Here is a 17560-nt window from a genome sequence, read left to right as displayed (position 1 = left end):
CCTCCCAAATGGTGTCTGTACTTTCAGCATGGCGCGCACTTCCCGCACGGGACAGCGCGTGCCATGCCCGCCGACCCACGCCATGCTTGTGCCGCGCTGCACTCCTGCAACCCGCTCGCCTAGTTGACTACAGCGTGCCGATCGCGGCAACAACCTCATCAATCATACCGGGTATCTTTATGGCATCGATACCCGCCTCGGTCGTCCTTCCTTCCTTCAGGGCGGCTTCGACCCGGTCGGCCAGCACCCCCAGCGCCGGGGCGCCGCCATTCTTGGCCACACCGGCCAGGGCATGGACGCGACCGCGCGCCTTTTCCCTGTCCCCGTCCTGCAGCGCGCGCAGGGCTGCGGTGGACAGGTCGCGCAAGGATCGGCGGAATTCTTCCAGGAAGGCCGCGGCCTCCCCGTCCAGCCCGCCAAACAGGTCGATGGTGATGGCGGGGTCGAAGATGGCCGGTGCCGGTGGGCTGTCGGGGCCGGTGGCCCGCGCTGTGTCCGACGGCTCGGGGACGGGACCCATCCAGCGTTCCAGACAGCGCTGAAGCTGAGCCAGATCCACCGGCTTTGCCAGGAAATCATCCATGCCGGCATTCAGGCAGCGCTGGTCCTCTCCTGCCATGGCGTTGGCGGTCAGCGCGATGACGGGCATGCGGGGCAGGGTGCCGGCCGCTTCCCGCGCGCGGATGGCCGCCGTCAGTTCATACCCGTCCATGTCCGGCATGTTGCAGTCGGTCAGCAGCAAGCCATGGGCGCCCGGCTTCCAAGCGGCCAGGGCGGCAACGCCATCGCCATGGATTTCGCAGGCATGGCCAAGCTGTTCCAACTGCCGGCGGATGACCATCTGGTTGACCTTCTGGTCCTCCGCCACCAGGATCAGGCGGCCGCTGGCCGCGGCCTCCGCCGGGCCGGGAACCGGCGGACGGTTGACAGGGCCGGTCCGGAGGGCGGCCGGTTCCGCCACCGGTTGCCCTGCCGCCACGGCGACAGCCCGCAGCAGGGCTGCGCGGCGAATGGGGCGGGACAGCAGAAGCCGGCCATCCGCCACCAGCCCCTCGCAGGGCCATCGCGCCTCCCCATCGGCGATCAGGACGAGTGCGGGGCCGCCGCCGGAAGGTGCGGGAATTGTTTCGGACAGCGCGAGGGCACTGGTCGAGGATGGCAGGGGGCCTGTGCCGGCCATGGCGATCCGCACCTGCACATCCGGCCGGTGGGTATCCAGCAGCACGGCCCCGTCCCGCACCAGATAGGCGGCCAGCGTTTCCGCCAAGTCCGGGTCGGTTATGTCCAGCCCCACGCCCAGCCCGGCCAGTGGCGGGGCGGCAAGCGCAGCCGTCCCCGCCTGCACCCCCTCGGCCGCATCCAGCTCCAGCGTGAACCAGAAGGTGGAGCCGCGGCCGGGCACGCTGTCCAGCCCGATGGCACCGTGCATCAGGTGGACCAGCCGCTGGCTGATCGACAGGCCCAGGCCCGTACCGCCGAAGCGCCGGCCAATGGAGGTTTCCGCCTGCACAAAGGGTTGGAACAGCCGGGCCTGGTGTTCGGTGCTGATGCCGATGCCTGTGTCGCGCACCGTGAAACGCAGTCGAACCCGGCCGGGCGCCGGGTCCGGTGTACGGTCCGCCCGGATATGCAAGCTGCCATGGTCGGTGAACTTCACGGCATTGCCGGCCAGGTTGAACAGGATCTGGCGCAGCCGCACGGGATCGCCCAGCAGGCAAGGCGGGATCGCCGGATCGACATGGATATCCAGGACCAGTCCCTTCTTGCGGGCCTGCAGGGCCAGCATGTCGGCCACCCCCTCCACGATGGCGGGGATGTCGACGGGCTGGTGGTCGATATCCATACGGCCTGCCTCGATCTTCGAGAAATCCAGGATATCGTCGATGATGCGCAGCAGGGCGCCGGCCGATACCTGGGCCGTGGACAGCATTTCCAGTTGGTCGCTGTCCAGCCCCGTCAGCGACAGCAGTTCCAGCATGCCCAGGACCCCGTTCATGGGCGTGCGGATTTCATGGCTCATGGCGGCCAGGAAGCTGGATTTCAGCCGGCTGGCGCTTTCCGCCATGCGCGCGCTGCGGATATTGTCGAAAGAGCGCAGGCCCGTGATGATGGTGATGAACAGCTTCTCGGCCGTCAGCTCGGTCTTCGACTTGTAATCGTTGATGTCGTAATTGACGATCACGTCGCGCACGGGCGCCTGGCCCGGCTGGCCCGTGCGCAGGATCAGACGCACGTCGCTGTTGGCGAAATCGTCCCGGATGCGCCGGGCAAGGCGCAGGCCGGCATCATCGGTCTCCATGACGATATCCAGCAGTGCCACGGCGATATCGTCGCGCCGACGGAATATGGCATCCGCTTCCACACCTGACCGGGCCGACAGCAGTTCCAGCGGCCGCCCCTTGTAGGTCAGCCGGCCCAGCACCAGCCGGGTCATGATATGCACTTCCTCGTCATCATCGACGACAAGCACGGGCCAGGGCTGCTCCCCCCGGCCCCGGCGGCCGGGCCGGCAACCTCATCCTCTGGTGCGAAGAGGTCATCCGCGTCGTCACCATGCATGGGTGCATAACCCCTTCGTGCAGCCGCGCCCTACCGCGCCGCAATAGCGTAAACAGTATATTAACCCTAAGGCAAGGGCGACCAGCGACCCCGCCGGGGCGCTCTCCCACCCGCCATGCCGGATGTCGCCCGGAGATGAAACTGGGGCTTGCCCTGGCCCGCAAGTTCGGCTAGCCCTGTGCACCACATCCGGCCCCGTCCGGATAATTGCGGAAGAGTGGCCGAGTGGTTTAAGGCACTGGTCTTGAAAACCAGCGACGGTGCGAGCCGTCCGTGGGTTCGAATCCCACCTCTTCCGCCATCACCGCCACTTTCCCCTCTATGGCGCGATAGTGGGTGCGATAGTGCCGCCGATCGCCGCACCTCCCCAATTGGCATGCAGAACCGCTGGCTCTACGCGACAGCCCGCTAAATCCTGAAGGCCAGAGCCCACGCATGGGGGGCTGGCGATTGGGCATGAAACTGAAGGGCATGAACGAGTGGCCAAAGGTCAGTCATTCATGCCGGCGATATCAGTTGCGATCGGCGGACTGCGCGATCTCCTTCTGCAACTGGTCGAGTTTCGCGCCGACCCACTGCCGGGCGTCCTCGCCGAACACGAACCGCGACGGTGCCTCGCTCTGCGAAGCAAGCGCCACAATCCGCGCGGCGAGCAGCTTTGGATCGCCCGGTTGGTTGCCGTGGGCCCGTCCACGAACGCGCGATACTGCGCGATCGCCTCGGCATAGTCTGGAATGTCGATGCTGCCGAAGCGCGCCGATTTCTGGTCCATGAAGTCGGTGCGCAGCATGCCAGGCTCGACCAGAAGCGAGCGGACACCCAACGGTGCCAATTCCTGCGCAAAGCCCTCCATCCATCCCTCGACCGCGAACTTCGATGCTGAGTAGACCGCCCCACCGCCGTTGGAAACCAGCCCGCTGACCGACGAGATGGTGACGATTAGCCCTGAGCGCTGTGCGCGCATCTGAGGAACCACGGCGCGCGCGACGTTCATCGTGCCGAACAGATTGACCTCGAACTGGCGCCGCACCGCCTCATCGGTGAAGGTCTCAAAGAACCCCAGTTCGGCATAGCCGGCATTGTTGACCAGCACGTCGATAGCACCGAAGCGCTCTGTGGTCTCTATGGCGACCGCGTTCGCCGCGTCGGCATCGGTTATATCGAGCGCGAGGGGGTGGAGGCGATCGGGTTTGCCCCCGAAGGCATCGCGCATTGCATCGGCGGAGCGCGCCGTTGCCACGACCGTGTCGCCTGCATCGAGTGCCGCCCGCACAATCTCGCGTCCAAGCCCCCGGCTTGCGCCCGTCACCAGCCAGATCTTGCCCATGGCCTGCTCCTCGCTCCTTCTTCCACTGTCGAGGGTCATGTAGCTATGCTAATTGATCAAGATAATTGGCTAATAAGTAATGGGCCCAAGTAGCAGGATTTATCAATGCGTCCGGATCAGCTCGGCGACCTCGCCGTTTTCGCGGCAATCGCCTCCGACCGCAGCTTCACACGTGCCGCGCGGCGTCTCGGCGTCACGCAGTCGGCATTGAGCCAGACCATGAAGCGGCTGGAGAGCCAACTCGGGTTTCGTCTGCTTTCCCGCACGACGCGAAGCGTCGCCCCGACCGCTGCCGGCGAGCGCCTGCTTGCCACCCTGTCGCCGGCACTGGCCGGGCTGGACGAGGAGATCGAGGCGCTGTCACAGGCACGAGGCGCCGCGATCGGCACCGTCCGGATCACGACAGGCAAACATGCAGCCGATACAGTGCTGTGGCCGATGCTGCCCGCCTTCATGCGCCTCCACCCCGGCATCGAGGTGGAGGTGTGCGTGGAGAGCGGGATGACCGATGTCGTCGCGGGCCGCTACGATGCGGGTATCCGGCTTGGTGAGCGGCTGGAGAAGGACATGATCGCGATGGCCGTCGGCCCGCCGCTTCGCGTTGCGGTTGTGGCCGCCCCCGGCTATCTCAACGACCATCCGGCGCCGAAGGAGCCGGCCGATCTGGTGGCGCATCGCTGTATCGCCTACCGCGATGCGTATGGCGAGCTGTCTTGCTGGTCGTTCGAACGCAACGGTCATGCGATGAAGATCAGCCCGGGGCGCGGGCCGGTGTTCAACGACGCTGACCTGCTGGTGGCTGCCGCCCTGGAGGGTTTCGGCATCCTCTACGTTCTGGAGGATCTGGTTGCCGCGCCGATGGCCGATGGTCGTCTCATCCGCCTGCTGGAACCCTGGTGCGAGCCGTTCGCCGGCTACCATCTCTATTACCCCGCTCGGCGGGGTACGACGGCCTTCGAATTGTTCAAGCAGACGCTTCGGGCTCGCAGGGCCGTGTGAGGGCTTGGCCCAATATCGCTTGACACCCGAACCTGATCCCTTGCGGGACGGCAGCAGCCTTCTTCAGCCAACACCGATCGTTTCGGTGCGGATAACGACGCCGTGCAGATGACAGTCCGCGACCGTTTTCATCGCGGGAACTGCCAACCGGGTTCACTATGCCGGCCATTCGCCCGTGTCTCCATCTTGGAGGGTCCGGCTGGCGATTTCTCCGCAATATCATCAAGACCTGGCGGCAGCGGGCCGGTGGTGCTGTCGCCCTGCTGTGGAGGCGGGCCGCTCGCCACGGGGCCCCTGGCGCTCCCGCCGGCTATCTGATATGTTCACTTTATGTTCTTAAATGGGGGTGCCGGATGGATGAGTTGCAGGGCACGCCGGTCAAGGGGCGCGCTGCGGTCAGCAACGAAAGCTCCCGGTTCGAGCGGGAAAAGCGGGTGCTGGTGGATGATGGCTGGTCGCGCGCGCATGAGCCGGAGCCGCCGCTGCGCACGACCGTCCTGCCCGACGATGCGCGCCGCGTGATCAACAGCAATGAATCCCCCGATGTCCCGTTCGATTTCTCCCTGAACCCCTATCGCGGTTGCGAGCATGGCTGCGTCTATTGCTTTGCGCGGCCGACGCATGCCTATCTGGGCCTGTCACCGGGCCTGGATTTTGAAACGCGGCTGTTCGCAAAGCGCGACGGGGCGGCCTTGCTGGCGCGGGAACTGCGGTCCCGCTCCTACCGCTGTCAGCCGCTGGCTTTGGGGGCCAACACCGATCCTTATCAGCCGATCGAGCGGGAAGAAGGCATCACCCGCCAGATCCTGGAGGTTTGCCGCGATTTCAACCAGCCCGTCGGCATCATCACGAAATCGGCGCTGGTCACCCGTGATATCGACATCCTGGCCCCTATGGCGGCCATGGGGCTGGCGCGCGTCGCCCTTTCCGTGACGACGCTGGACCGTGATCTGGCGCGTCGCATGGAGCCGCGGGCCAGCACGCCGGGGCGGCGGCTGGAGACCATGCGCACCCTGGCGGCGGCCGGCATCCCCGTGACCGTCCTGGCCAGTCCGATGATCCCGGCCCTGAATGATCATGAGTTGGAAGACATCATGGAAGCGGCAGCCGGGGCGGGGGCCGGTGGCGCCAGCTACATCCTGCTGCGCCTGCCATTGGAAATTGCCGGACTGTTCGAGGAATGGCTGCGGGCGCATTATCCGGACCGGGCAGAACGGGTACTGTCCCTGATCCGGCAGTCCCGTGACGGCGCGCTCTACCGGTCCGCATTCGGAACCCGCATGAAGGGGACGGGCCCCTATGCCGAACTGTTGCGTCAGCGGTTCAGGCTGGCGGCGAGGCGGTTGGGTCTGAATGCCCGCCGCTGGGACATGGACTGTTCCCGCTTCCGTGTGCCACCGGCGGTGGGTGACCAGCTTCAGCTTTTCTGAATGGCCCGGCGCCCTTGTGCCTGGACGGGAAGAGTGGCAGGCGGACTGTCATGCCAACGGCGGCAGGTGGAACTCCTCATCCGCCACCTGATTGGCGTGTTGAGCGCCCATGCGCGCGTATCAGGCGCGGTGGTAGGGATGACCGGCCAGGATCTGCTGGGCGCGGTAGAGCTGTTCGGCCAGCATGCCGCGCACCATCATGTGCGGCCATGTCATGGGGCTGAAGGCCAGCACCAGGGCGGCCCTTTGCCGGATGCCGGCATCCAGCCCGTCCGCCCCCCCGATCACGAAAGCCAGATCCCCTACGGCGGCATCGCGCCACTGGCCCATGCGGGCGGCGAAATCCTCCGATCCCATCATGCGCCCGCGCTCGTCCAGCGCCACCAGCGTGGCGCCGGCGGGAAGGGCGGCCAGCAGAAGCTCGGCCTCTGCCCGCTTCAACTCGTCCCCTTCCAGCCGCTTGCGGCTTTCCACCTCGCGCAGGGTGAAGGGCCACGCGATCCGGGCCTTGTATTCCTCGAACAGGTCGCGGGCAGGGCCAGGTCTTGCCTTGCCGACGGCGGCCAGCCAGAGGCGCATTACTGCGCCGGCCCGCCGTCGAACCCGGCCGTCAGCGCCTTCAGCGAGGCCGGCGGCTCCACGCCCCACATCTTTTCGATGCAATAGAAGGCGCGCACTTCCGGCCGGAACAGATGCACGATCACGTCGCCGCCATCGACCAGCACCCAGTCGCACTGAGGATAGCCTTCCGGATTGCCGGCATGGATGCCCAGGTCGCGCAGGCGGCGCACCAGATGGTCGGCCATGGCGCCCACCTGGCGGGCCGACCGGCCCGTCGTGACGACCAGATAGTCGGCCATGCTGGTCTTGCCGCGCAGGTCGATGGTGATCGTGTCCTCGGCCTTGTCCTCGTCCAGTACGGACAGGATCAGTTCAAGGGTGCGCTCCGGCATGTCTTGGGCGGCAACGGCGCCGGCCACCGGCTGCGGGGTATTTTCTGCACTCACGATCTGGGTCACCTACATCAATCCTTAGCGGGTCTCAACTGCCTGGGTCCCGGCCGCCCGTTGTTGCCGGATGGCCGTTGCCGATGCGGGATGCAGCGGGGCTTCCAGGAAGACCCAGGCGGGCGGCGGCAGGTCGGCCAGACCGGGCGCCCGCCGCGCATCGACACGCATAGCGGCAAATCGCCGGGAAGCCTTGCCGCCCAGCGCCTGCGTAGAATAGGGATGTCTGGGGAAGACTGCAACCGGCACCGTGGTGAATATCCGGGTCCAGGACCGCCAGCGCGGCACCTGGACCAGATTGTCGGCCCCCATCAGCCAGACGAAGCGGGTGGCCGGAAAACGGGTCTTCAGCGCGGCCAGCGTGTCCACCGTGAAGCGGGTGCCCAGCCGCGTTTCGATGTCGCTGACAATAATGCGCGGATGGGCGGCCACGGCGCGCGCGCGGGTGATGCGGTCCTGCAATTTCCCCATCCCGTCCAGGGGCTTGAGCGGATTCTGCGGGCTGACCAGCCACCAGACCTGATCCAGCCCCAGCCGCTTCAGCGCCATCAGCGACATGTGCCGGTGGCCTTCATGGGCGGGGTTGAATGACCCCCCCAGCAGGCCGATCCTCAAGCCCCGCCAAAGGCCGTTGGCCAGCGGTCTGGGCGGGGTGCGGCCGGTGCCGCCATGCGTGGCGGGCGGGGCAGGGCGGTCAGGGCCGCGTATGCCCATCGCCCCGCACCACATACTTGTAGCTGGTCAACTGCTCCGCCCCCACGGGGCCGCGGGCATGCAGCTTGCCCGTGGAAATGCCGATTTCCGCCCCGAAGCCGAACTCCCCGCCATCGGCGAACTGGGTGGAGGCATTATGCAGCACGATGCCACTGTCCACCCGCGACAGGAAGCGGGCGGCAGCGGTATCGTCCTCGGTCACGATGCTGTCCGTATGGTGGCTGCCATGCCGGGCGATATGCTCGATGGCCGCGTCCACATCGTCCACGACCTTCACCGACAGGATGGCATCCAGATATTCGGTGTCCCAATCCGTATCGGTCGCCGGCTGGACGCGCGCGTCCAGCGCCTGGACGGCCGCATCGCCGCGGATCTCGCAGCCGGCCTGGAACAGGTCCGCCAGCACGGCGGGCAGCAGGGTGGCCACCACATCCTTGTGAACCAGAAGCGTTTCTGCCGCACCACAGATGCCCGTGCGGCGCATCTTGGCGTTCAGCGTGACGCGCCGCGCCTTATCGGCATCGGCCGCCCGGTCGAGGTAGACATGGCAGATGCCATCCAGGTGGTAGATCACCGGCACGCGCGACTCGGCAGCGACCCGCCCCGTCAGCGACTTGCCACCGCGCGGGATGACGACATCGATCCAGCGGGTCATGGTCAGCATCGCACCCACGGCGGCACGGTCGGTGGTGGACGGCATCTGGATGGCGTCACGGGGCAGCCCGGCCGCATCCAGCCCGGCATGCAGTGCCGCCAGGATGGCGCGCGCGGTGTGAAAGCTCTCCGACCCGCCGCGCAGGATGGCGGCATTGCCGGATTTCAGGCAGAGGCCCCCGGCATCGGCCGTCACGTTGGGCCGGCTTTCGAAGATGATGCCGATCACGCCCAGCGGCACGCGCACCTTTTCGAACCGCAGTCCATTGGGGCGCTCCCAGCGTTCCAGGACGGTGCCCAGCGGATCGGGCCGGTCGGCGATTTCCTCCAGTCCGCGGGCGATGGCATCCACCCGGGCGGGGTTCAGCATCAGCCGGTCCAGCATGGCGGCGGACAGGCCCTTTTCGGCCGCGGCGTCCATGTCCATGGCATTGGCGGCCAGGATGTCGGCCTGCGTTTCACGCAGCCGGGCGGCCGCAGTGCGCAGCGCGTGGTCCCGCGTCGCGGCCGGGGCGGCGGCCACGATGGCGGACGCGGCCCGGGCGCGGCGGCCCAGCGCATCCATGGCGGCGGCGATATCCTGGCGGTCGATGCTGTCCATGGCGGTGGTTTCCGTTACGGTTGTGCGACTGACCCTACCCTGTCGGCGGGTTGCTTTCATCCCTGACGCGGTGATGCCGGCCATGCTATGCTGTCGCCCATGTCGATCAGCAGCATCACCAGCAGCATCACCAGCGCACCTTCCGACCTGACCCGTGCCGGACTGCAAGGCTTCACGGGCGCACAGGCCGATATGCAGGCCGCGGCGGCCCAGGTGGCCGCCGGCAATCTGGACCCGGCCGTCATCCTGGACGTGAAACAGGCGGAAGTGGCGGCCGGCGCCAGTGTGGCCATCATGAAGACCGATCAGCAGAATTTCCAGCGGCTGCTGGACATCCTGGCCTGACCGCTTTTCCTGTGACCGGCGCGCCGTTCCCCCGGTTCTGCGGGGGAACGGCGGCGGCTTTTACGTCAAGCTGGCGCAGAAGCGCTGGATGCGTGTGCAGGCTTCCTCCAGCACTTCGGTGCTGGTGGCGTAGGAGATGCGGAAGAAGGGCGACAGGCCGAAAGCCGCGCCATGCACGACCGCGACGCCTTCCGCTTCCAGCAATTCGGATGCGAAATCCTCGTCCGTTTCAATCACCTTGCCCGTCGGGGCCGTCTTGCCGATGGTGCCGGCGCAGGACGGATAGACGTAGAACGCGCCTTCCGGGTTGGGGCAGGACAGGCCGGCGGCCTGGTTCAGCATGGAGACGACCAGATCGCGGCGCTTCTGGAACACACCGGCCCGTTCCTTGATGAAGTCCTGCGGACCGTTCAGCGCTTCCACGGCAGCGGCCTGGGAAATGCTGGTCGGGTTGCTGGTCGACTGGCTCTGGATCACGCCCATGGCCTTGATCAGGGCCTTCGGGCCAGCAGCATACCCGATGCGCCAGCCCGTCATGGAATAGGATTTGGACACGCCGTTGACCGTCAGCGTGCGGTCATAGAGTTCCGGCACCACCTGGGCAATGGTCGTGAAGGTGAAATCGTCATAGACGAGATGTTCGTACATGTCGTCGGTCATGACGTACACATGCGGGTGCTTCAGCAGCACGGCCCCCAGCGCCTTCAGCTCGTCACCGGTATAGGCGGCGCCGGTCGGGTTGGAGGGGCTGTTCAGGATCAGCCACTTGGTTTTCGGCGTGATGGCCGCTTCCAGGTCGGCGGGCAGCAGCTTGAAGCCGTTCTCGGCCGGGCAGGCCACGGATACGGGCGTTCCCTCGGCCAGCAGCACCATGTCGGGGTAGGACACCCAGTAGGGCGCGGGGATGATCACCTCGTCGCCGGCATTCAGGGTGGCCATCAGGGCATTGTACAGCACCTGCTTGCCGCCCACGCCCACCGTCACCTGATCCGGGGCATAGGTCAGGCCGTTCTCGCGCGCGAACTTGGCGCAGATGGCCTTCTTCAGTTCCGGCGTGCCGTCCACGTCGGTGTAACGGGTCTGGCCCTGCTCGATGGCGCGGATGCCGGCGGCGCGGATGTTTTCCGGCGTGTCGAAATCGGGTTCACCAGCGCCCAGACCGATCACATCGCGGCCTGCGGCTTTCAGCGCGCGGGCCTTGCTCGTCACCGCGATGGTGGGCGAGGGCTTGATGCGGGACAGGCGGTCGGCAAGGAACGGCATTCATTTTCCCCTGGTTGGGACAGCCCCTGATCGGGACATATTGTGACCGGGCAGGGACCTTAAAGCGGTCGATCATTGTCGCCAAGCACAGGATTGTTATAGGACGCGCGCGTTTTGAACAGGGGTGGGCGGCACCCTTTCCGGGTGGATTGCCGGCCTCCCACCCGTGACAAAACGGCGATATTGCGGTATCCCCCCTTTATGCTGACGGAGATATCGACATTCCTGGGGGTCCCGGTCGTGGACCTGATCACCTTTTCGGCGATCGCCCTCGTGGTGATCACCCTGGTGGTCACCTTCGCGCTTTCGGTCAAGCCCAAGCGGGTGAAGCCGGTTTCCGCCCGCCAGTACAATGCCGAGCTGTTCAAGCGCCGTATGGAGTTGGAGGAACTCTCCTACCCCATGCTGAACGACATCAAGGTGAATGGCGGCAAGGCGGGGCTGATCCGCGTCGATCATGTGCTTCGCCTGCCGGCCAGCATCCTGATGATCACCTCCGCCCCGGCCGATGTGGCGGGGCAGGTGCGGTGTCCCCAGAACGCCGGCCATTGGAAATATGTGCGCCCGGACCATACGGTCGGTGCCTTCATCAATCCCGTTCTGCAGCTTCATCCCCTGATCTCCGCCATCCGCGGCCGGTTTCCGCTGGTGCGGGTCCGGGTGATGTGCGTCTTTCCGCGGGCGGCGGAATTCGTCAGCGCCAATGTCAAGACGGCCTGCGTACCCGACGATCTGATCCGTCTCGTGCGGGAGATGGTGGCGGAGGACGGGGCCCAGAACCAGGGGATGGACGCCGCCTGGGAAAGCCTGTCACTGGCGCTGAAGCAAAGCTCGGCCGCCGCCGCCACGCCCGCACCCAAGGGCCGGCGGGCGGGATGATCCCGTCACCGGATGGATGGTGATGGGGAACAAAAACGGATCATACCCCCTTCCACCGGGGCACGGGGCGGCATAGATTACGGGGCATGAGCCAGAAAGCCACCCCCGCCGCCGCCCCGTCCGCCGCCGCCCCCGATGCCGCGCTGCCCTGGCGCATCACGGTGGAGGAACGGCCGTTCCTGGAACCGCTGACCGTGGTGTCGGAATATACGCCGGCCGGCGACCAGCCGCAGGCGATCGGGGAACTGACCGCGGGGCTTTTGGCGGGGGAGAAGGATCAGGTCCTGCTGGGCGTCACGGGATCGGGCAAGACCTTCACCATGGCCCATGTCATCCAGCGGGTGCAGCGGCCGACCCTGATCCTGGCCCCCAACAAGACATTGGCTGCCCAGCTTTACGGGGAGATGAAAAGCTTCTTCCCCAACAATGCCGTGGAATATTTTGTCAGCTATTACGATTACTACCAGCCGGAAGCCTATGTGCCCCGGACCGACACCTATATCGAGAAGGAAAGCTCGATCAACGAGCAGATCGACCGCATGCGCCACGCCGCCACCCGCGCACTGCTGGAACGGCGGGACTGCATCATCGTGGCGTCGGTTTCCTGCATCTATGGCATCGGGTCGGTGGAAACCTATTCGGAAATGACCATCCCGCTGAAGACGGGACAGGATTTGAACCGGCAGGCCTTCCTGCAAAGGCTGGTGGAGTTGCAGTACCGGCGCACCGATCTGGGATTCGGGCGTGGGTCGTTCCGGGTGCGCGGCGATACGGTCGAGCTTTTCCCCGCCCACCTGGAGGACCGCGCCTGGCGCCTGTCGCTGTTCGGGGACGAGTTGGAGGCCATCCACGAGATCGACCCCCTGACGGGCGAGAAGCTCGCCGCCATGAAGGAGGTCCGCATCTATGCCAACAGCCATTATGTCACGCCGAAGCCCACCCTGTTCCAGGCCGTTGAACAGATCAAGCGCGACCTTAAGCTGCGGCTGGACGAGTTGGTGCCGCAGGGCAAGCTGCTGGAAGCCCAGCGCCTGGAACAGCGCACCACCTTCGATATCGAGATGATGGTGGCCACCGGCTCCTGCGCGGGGATCGAGAATTATTCCCGCTACCTGTCGGGCCGCAATCCCGGTGAGCCGCCGCCGACCCTGTTTGAGTATCTGCCGCCCGAAGCCCTGCTGATCGTGGATGAAAGCCACGTGATGGTGCCGCAGGTCGGCGGCATGTACAGGGGCGACTTCATGCGCAAGTCGACCCTGTCGGAATATGGTTTCCGCCTGCCTTCCTGCGCCGACAACCGGCCGCTGAAGTTCGAGGAATGGGACGCCATGCGGCCCCAGACGGTCTTTGTTTCCGCCACCCCGGGCGATTGGGAGATGGAACGGACCGGCGGGGTCTTCACCGAACAGGTGGTGCGTCCCACGGGGTTGGTCGATCCGGAGGTCATCATCCGGCCCACCGATACCCAGGTCGATGACGTGATGGCGGAGGTGCGGGAGGTCACGGCCCGGGGCTTGCGCGTGCTGGTCACGACGCTGACCAAGAAGATGGCCGAGGCGCTGACCGAATATATGATGGAGGCGGGGATCAAGGTCCGCTACATCCATTCCGACGTGGAAACGCTGGAGCGGATCGAGATCATCCGCGATTTGCGGCTGGGGGTGTTCGATGTGCTGATCGGCATCAACCTGCTGCGCGAGGGGCTGGACATTCCCGAATGCGGCCTTGTCGCCATCCTGGATGCCGACAAGGAAGGGTATCTGCGCAGCCGGACCAGCCTGATCCAGACCATCGGCCGGGCCGCGCGCAACGTGGAAGGCAGGGCCATCCTTTATGCCGACCGGGAAACCAACAGCATGAAGGCGGCGCTGGAGGAAACGGCGCGCCGCCGGGCCAGGCAGTTGGCCTACAACGCCGAACATGGCATCACGCCGGAATCGGTGAAGAAGAACATCGCCGACATCCTGGGCAGCGTCTATGAGCGTGGCGACCGGGTGGAGGTCGATACCGGTGCCGCCGAAGGTATCGGCCTGGCCGGCAAGGATATCAAGACCATCATCGCCGAACTGGAAAAGAAGATGCGTGCGGCCGCGGCCGATCTGGAGTTCGAGGAGGCGGGCCGCATCCGCGACGAGATCCGCCGGCTGGAAGCCATCGATCTGGGCCTTGCCCCCGGTTCCAGCCCCATCCGCGCGTCGGCCCAGGGGGAACGTCCCCGCGGCCCGGCGAAGCCGGAAAGGAAACCGGGCGGCCGCACGAAAGGGGCGGCCAAGACCAAGGATGGCGGCCTGAATGTGGGCGGGATCGAGTTCGGCGGCAAGAACACGAAGAAGCGGCGTTAGCTGTTTTCGGTTGCCCGGAAACGGCTCCGGCGGCGCCTGCGCGACCCCAATGTCCTTCCAGCCAAAGATAAAATACGTCCGATTGCGATAAAAACCGCTTTCGGCCGCTGCCCCCTGTCACGAACTGGTGCTACCCTCATCCCACACAACCTTATCGCGGGGAGACGCGGGTATGGCCCAGATCAAGCGCACCGCCAATGCCGTCTGGCATGGCACGGGCAAGGATGGCAGCAGCACCTTGTCGACGCAGAGTGCCACATTGTCCAATGTGCCCTACAGCTTCGTCGCACGCTTTGGCGACGGCAAGGGCACCAATCCGGAAGAACTGATCGCCGCGGCCCATGCCGGCTGCTTTTCGATGCAGCTTTCCTTTCTTCTGACCGCGGCCGGCTTTCCGCCCGACGAGTTGAAGACCGGGGCCGTGCTGATCATGGAAAGCGAAGGCGGCGGCTGGAAGATCGCGGCGGTGGAACTGACCCTGTCGGCCAGGGTGCCGGGCATCGCGGCCGACAGGTTCCAGGAGGTGGCGGGGCAGGCCAAGGCCATGTGCCCCGTGTCCAAGGTGCTGAACGCCGAGGTGCGGTTGAACGCGACGCTGGCCTGAACCCCGGCCTGATCCGCCGCCGGTCAGCGGAAGATCACGGTCCGCTTGCCGTCCATGATGATGCGATGTTCAAGCTGCCACTTCACGGCGCGGGCCAGCACGGCACATTCCACGTCGCGCCCCATGTTCACCAGGTCATCCGGCGTGTGGCTATGGTCCACACGCTGGATGTCCTGTTCGATGATGGGGCCTTCATCCAGCGCCCTGGTCACGAAATGGGCCGTGGCACCGATGATCTTGACGCCGCGGTCATGCGCCTGATGATAGGGCTTGGCACCCTTGAAACTGGGCAGGAAGCTGTGATGGATGTTGATGCAACGCCCTTCCAGCACGTCGCAGAATTCCGGCGACAGGATTTGCATGTAGCGCGCCAGCACGACAAGATCGGCGCCGCTATCCTTGATGATCTGCGTGAAGCGGGCCTCCTGCTCGGCCTTGTTGTCCCGGCCGACGGGCAGGTGGTGGTATGGGATGCCCGACCATTCGACAAAGCTGCGCATGTCATCATGGTTCGATACCACGGCCGGGATATCCATGCGCAGGATGCCGGACCGCTGCCGGTGCAGCAGATCGTAAAGGCAATGGCCGAATTTCGACACGGCAATCACGACCTTGGGCTTCACGCCCATGTCATGCAGTTCCCAGCGCATGTCATGGGCAGCCGCGATGGGGGCGAACCCTTCCTTCAGCGCTGCCAGATCGGGAAATTCCGGGCCGTCGGCGCGGAACACCGTGCGCATGAAGAACAGGTCGTTGATGGCATCGTTGAAATGGTTCGATTCCGTGATGGAAGCATCGTGCCGCGCCAGATAGGTCGACACCGCCGCCACGATGCCCTTGCGGTCCGGACACCGGACCACCAGCACATAAGGACCTTTTTCACCCGTCACAGACATCGCGCGAACCCATCGAAATCGAAAAAAAGCCAGGGGCGGGGAGAGTTGCGGTTGGCAGTGGCACTTGTCCACCCCCAGATGTAGCATCAGGGCCGCACAGATGGCCGCCATGCAAAAACCGCTTGACGTATTGGGAAGGGTGACTTACCTTTTACGTAAACGTAAGCTTCCTGTCAGTGACAAGGGCCGTTGCATGCTGAACACCATCGAACAGGCCAAGCCGGCCGACGCCGGGGCGCAGACCTTCACGATCGGCCAGTTGGCGGAGGAATTCGGTCTGACGCTGCGGTCGCTGCGTTTTTATGAGGATGAGGGGCTGATCTCCCCGGCGCGTGTCGGCCAGACCCGCGTTTACGACCACCGCGACCGCGCCCGGCTGAAGCTGATCTGCCGCGGCAAGCGGCTGGGCTTCTCCATCGGCGAGATCAAGGATTTCCTGGACCTGTACGACACGGACGAGGCGCAGGTGGAGCAGATGACCTATCTGCTGCGCCGGGCGCGCGACCGTATCGTGCATCTGGAGCAGCAGTTGCGCGATGTGCAACAGACGCTGAAGGAATTGCATGAGATCGACGGCATGATCGTGACGCATCTTCACGCCAAGGGCGTGCCGGTGCAGACCGAATAGGCCGGGCAGGGAACAGGCCGCCCGGAACGGTTTCCGAGGCGGAACGATCACATCACCATCATCGATCCTGGGTTACCTTATTTTCCATAAACGTGACGGCACCGTCCGACGAAGACGGGCCACAGCCACCTTAGAAGGCGAGGAGTGCCCCTGACATGAAGAACGTCGTCATTGCCGGTTATGCCCGGTCCCCTTTCCATGTGGCCCACAAGGGCGAGCTGACGAAGGTCCGTCCGGATGACCTGGCGGCCGCCGTCGTCAAGGAATTGCTGGCCCGCACCGGCGTTGACGGCGCGGCGGTGGAAGACCTGATCGTCGGCTGCGCCTTCCCGGAAGGGGAGCAGGGCTTCAACGTCGCCAAGCTGATCGCCATGATCGCGGGCCTGCCGCAGTCGGTGGCCGGCACGACCGTGAACCGTTTCTGCGGATCGTCCATGCAGTCGATCCATCAGGCCGCCGGCGCCATTGCGATGGGTGCGGGTGACTGCTTCATCGCCGCCGGCGTGGAAAGCATGTCCCGCGTGCCGATGGGCGGCTACAACCCGATGCCCAACGCGGCCCTGCATGCCGCCAACCCCGGTGCCTACATGGCCATGGGCATCACGGCCGAAAATCTGGCCAAGAAGTTCGGCTTCTCCCGCGCCGAGCAGGAGGCCTATGCCGTCCAGTCCCATGCCAAGGCCGCCAAGGCCCAGGCCGAGGGCCGGCTGGAAGCCGAAATCGTCTCCATCACCACGCCCGGCGGCAAGGTGGTGAGCCAGGATGGCTGCATCCGCCCCGGCACCACGGCGGAAACCCTGTCCACCCTGAAGCTGGCCTTCGATGCGGAGAACGGTACCGTTACCGCCGGCACCTCTTCCCCCCTGACCGACGGGGCATCGGCCACGCTGGTCTGTTCGGAGGATTTCGCCAAGGCCCATGGCCTGAAGGTTCTGGCCAAGATCCGTTCCATCGCGGTTTCCGGCTGTGATGCCACCATCATGGGCTATGGCCCCGTTCCGTCCACCCGCAAGGCGCTGGCCCGCGCCGGCCTGACCATCGCCGATATCGACATCGTGGAAAGCAACGAGGCGTTCGCCGTGCAGTCCATGACGGTTGCCAAGGAACTGGGCTTCGACCCGGCCAAGGTTAACCTGGATGGCGGCGCCCTGGCGCTGGGCCACCCGCTGGGCGCCACCGGTGCCCGCATCACCGGCAAGGCCGCCAGCCTGCTGGTGCGGGAGGGCAAGTCCCTGGCGCTGGCCACCCAGTGCATCGGCGGCGGCCAGGGCATTGCCACCATCCTGGAAGCGGTCTGATCGGCAAGGCGGGA

General features: G+C 65.6%; 16 protein-coding genes and 1 tRNA gene. 9 read left to right on the top strand and 8 right to left on the bottom strand.

What is annotated here, in order from left to right; genetic code table 11:
- Positions 1-127 precede the first annotated feature (127 nt).
- Positions 128-2470, bottom strand: coding sequence for a response regulator (locus ABC728_RS23665; RefSeq protein WP_445376518.1), 2343 nt, complete (start codon positions 2468-2470; stop codon positions 128-130).
- A gap of 300 nt (positions 2471-2770) precedes the next feature.
- Between ABC728_RS23665 and ABC728_RS23660 the strand changes: the two genes are divergently transcribed.
- Positions 2771-2860: transfer RNA gene (locus ABC728_RS23660), tRNA-Ser, on the top strand.
- A gap of 189 nt (positions 2861-3049) precedes the next feature.
- Here ABC728_RS23660 and ABC728_RS23655 read toward each other — a convergent pair.
- Positions 3050-3886: an SDR family oxidoreductase gene (locus tag ABC728_RS23655; protein ID WP_416619933.1), complete on the bottom strand. Its 837-nt coding sequence runs from the start codon at positions 3884-3886 to the stop codon at positions 3050-3052.
- 105 nt (positions 3887-3991) lie between these two features.
- On the opposite strand from ABC728_RS23655, the gene ABC728_RS23650 reads away from it, so the two are divergent.
- Both ABC728_RS23650 and ABC728_RS23645 read left to right on the top strand, forming a co-directional pair.
- On the top strand, positions 3992-4885 hold the full coding sequence (locus ABC728_RS23650; RefSeq protein ID WP_416619932.1) for a LysR family transcriptional regulator: 894 nt from the start codon (positions 3992-3994) through the stop codon (positions 4883-4885).
- A gap of 353 nt (positions 4886-5238) precedes the next feature.
- Complete coding sequence (locus ABC728_RS23645) at positions 5239-6315, top strand: PA0069 family radical SAM protein (RefSeq protein WP_416619931.1); 1077 nt, start codon at positions 5239-5241, stop codon at positions 6313-6315.
- A 120-nt stretch (positions 6316-6435) separates the two neighbouring features.
- Here the strand turns inward: ABC728_RS23645 and rlmH are convergent, their stop codons facing one another.
- The 4 genes from rlmH to ABC728_RS23625 are packed head-to-tail and all read right to left on the bottom strand — an operon-like array spanning position 6436 to position 9291.
- A complete protein-coding gene (gene rlmH, locus ABC728_RS23640; RefSeq protein WP_416619930.1) occupies positions 6436-6894 on the bottom strand; it encodes a 23S rRNA (pseudouridine(1915)-N(3))-methyltransferase RlmH in 459 nt (152 codons plus the stop codon).
- Positions 6894-7334: a ribosome silencing factor gene (gene rsfS / locus ABC728_RS23635; protein WP_416619929.1), complete on the bottom strand. Its 441-nt coding sequence runs from the start codon at positions 7332-7334 to the stop codon at positions 6894-6896. The genes rlmH and rsfS overlap by 1 nt, the downstream gene beginning before the upstream one ends.
- Before the next feature lie 12 nt (positions 7335-7346).
- On the bottom strand, positions 7347-8036 hold the full coding sequence (locus ABC728_RS23630) for a nicotinate-nucleotide adenylyltransferase (protein WP_416619928.1): 690 nt from the start codon (positions 8034-8036) through the stop codon (positions 7347-7349).
- Positions 8017-9291, bottom strand: a complete 1275-nt coding sequence (locus ABC728_RS23625; protein ID WP_445376517.1) for a glutamate-5-semialdehyde dehydrogenase — start codon at positions 9289-9291, stop codon at positions 8017-8019. Before ABC728_RS23625 ends, ABC728_RS23630 begins: the two co-directional genes overlap by 20 nt.
- 99 nt (positions 9292-9390) lie before the next feature.
- Here ABC728_RS23625 and ABC728_RS23620 point away from each other — a divergent pair, with 99 nt between their 5' ends.
- Positions 9391-9636, top strand: a complete 246-nt coding sequence (locus ABC728_RS23620; RefSeq protein WP_416619927.1) for a hypothetical protein — start codon at positions 9391-9393, stop codon at positions 9634-9636.
- Between the two features lie 60 nt (positions 9637-9696).
- On the opposite strand, the gene ABC728_RS23615 is transcribed toward ABC728_RS23620, so the two are convergent.
- Positions 9697-10899 carry a pyridoxal phosphate-dependent aminotransferase gene (locus tag ABC728_RS23615; RefSeq protein ID WP_416619926.1) on the bottom strand — a complete coding sequence of 401 codons (1203 nt, stop codon included), beginning with the start codon at positions 10897-10899 and terminating at the stop codon, positions 9697-9699.
- A gap of 240 nt (positions 10900-11139) precedes the next feature.
- Here ABC728_RS23615 and ABC728_RS23610 point away from each other — a divergent pair, with 240 nt between their 5' ends.
- The 3 genes from ABC728_RS23610 (at position 11140) to ABC728_RS23600 (ending at position 14724) form a co-directional block, all read left to right on the top strand.
- Positions 11140-11778 (top strand): hypothetical protein, encoded by a 639-nt coding sequence (locus ABC728_RS23610; protein WP_416619925.1) that lies wholly within the window; start codon positions 11140-11142, stop codon positions 11776-11778.
- Between the two features lie 86 nt (positions 11779-11864).
- Positions 11865-14120, top strand: coding sequence for an excinuclease ABC subunit UvrB (uvrB, locus tag ABC728_RS23605; protein WP_416619924.1), 2256 nt, complete (start codon positions 11865-11867; stop codon positions 14118-14120).
- Between the two features lie 172 nt (positions 14121-14292).
- A complete protein-coding gene (locus ABC728_RS23600) occupies positions 14293-14724 on the top strand; it encodes an OsmC family protein (protein ID WP_416619923.1) in 432 nt (143 codons plus the stop codon).
- 23 nt (positions 14725-14747) lie between these two features.
- On the opposite strand, the gene purU is transcribed toward ABC728_RS23600, so the two are convergent.
- A complete protein-coding gene (gene purU, locus ABC728_RS23595; RefSeq protein WP_416619922.1) occupies positions 14748-15620 on the bottom strand; it encodes a formyltetrahydrofolate deformylase in 873 nt (290 codons plus the stop codon).
- A 193-nt stretch (positions 15621-15813) separates the two neighbouring features.
- On the opposite strand from purU, the gene ABC728_RS23590 reads away from it, so the two are divergent.
- Together ABC728_RS23590 and ABC728_RS23585 are read left to right on the top strand one after the other, a co-directional pair.
- Positions 15814-16248, top strand: a complete 435-nt coding sequence (locus ABC728_RS23590) for a MerR family transcriptional regulator (RefSeq protein WP_416619921.1) — start codon at positions 15814-15816, stop codon at positions 16246-16248.
- A 155-nt stretch (positions 16249-16403) separates the two neighbouring features.
- Positions 16404-17546, top strand: coding sequence for a thiolase family protein (locus ABC728_RS23585; RefSeq protein ID WP_416619920.1), 1143 nt, complete (start codon positions 16404-16406; stop codon positions 17544-17546).
- Positions 17547-17560 lie beyond the last annotated feature (14 nt).

The sequence above is a fragment of the Niveispirillum fermenti genome, assembly GCF_052474395.1.
Note: the sequence above shows the minus strand (reverse complement) of the source record. Positions and strands in the feature narration are given on the sequence as shown.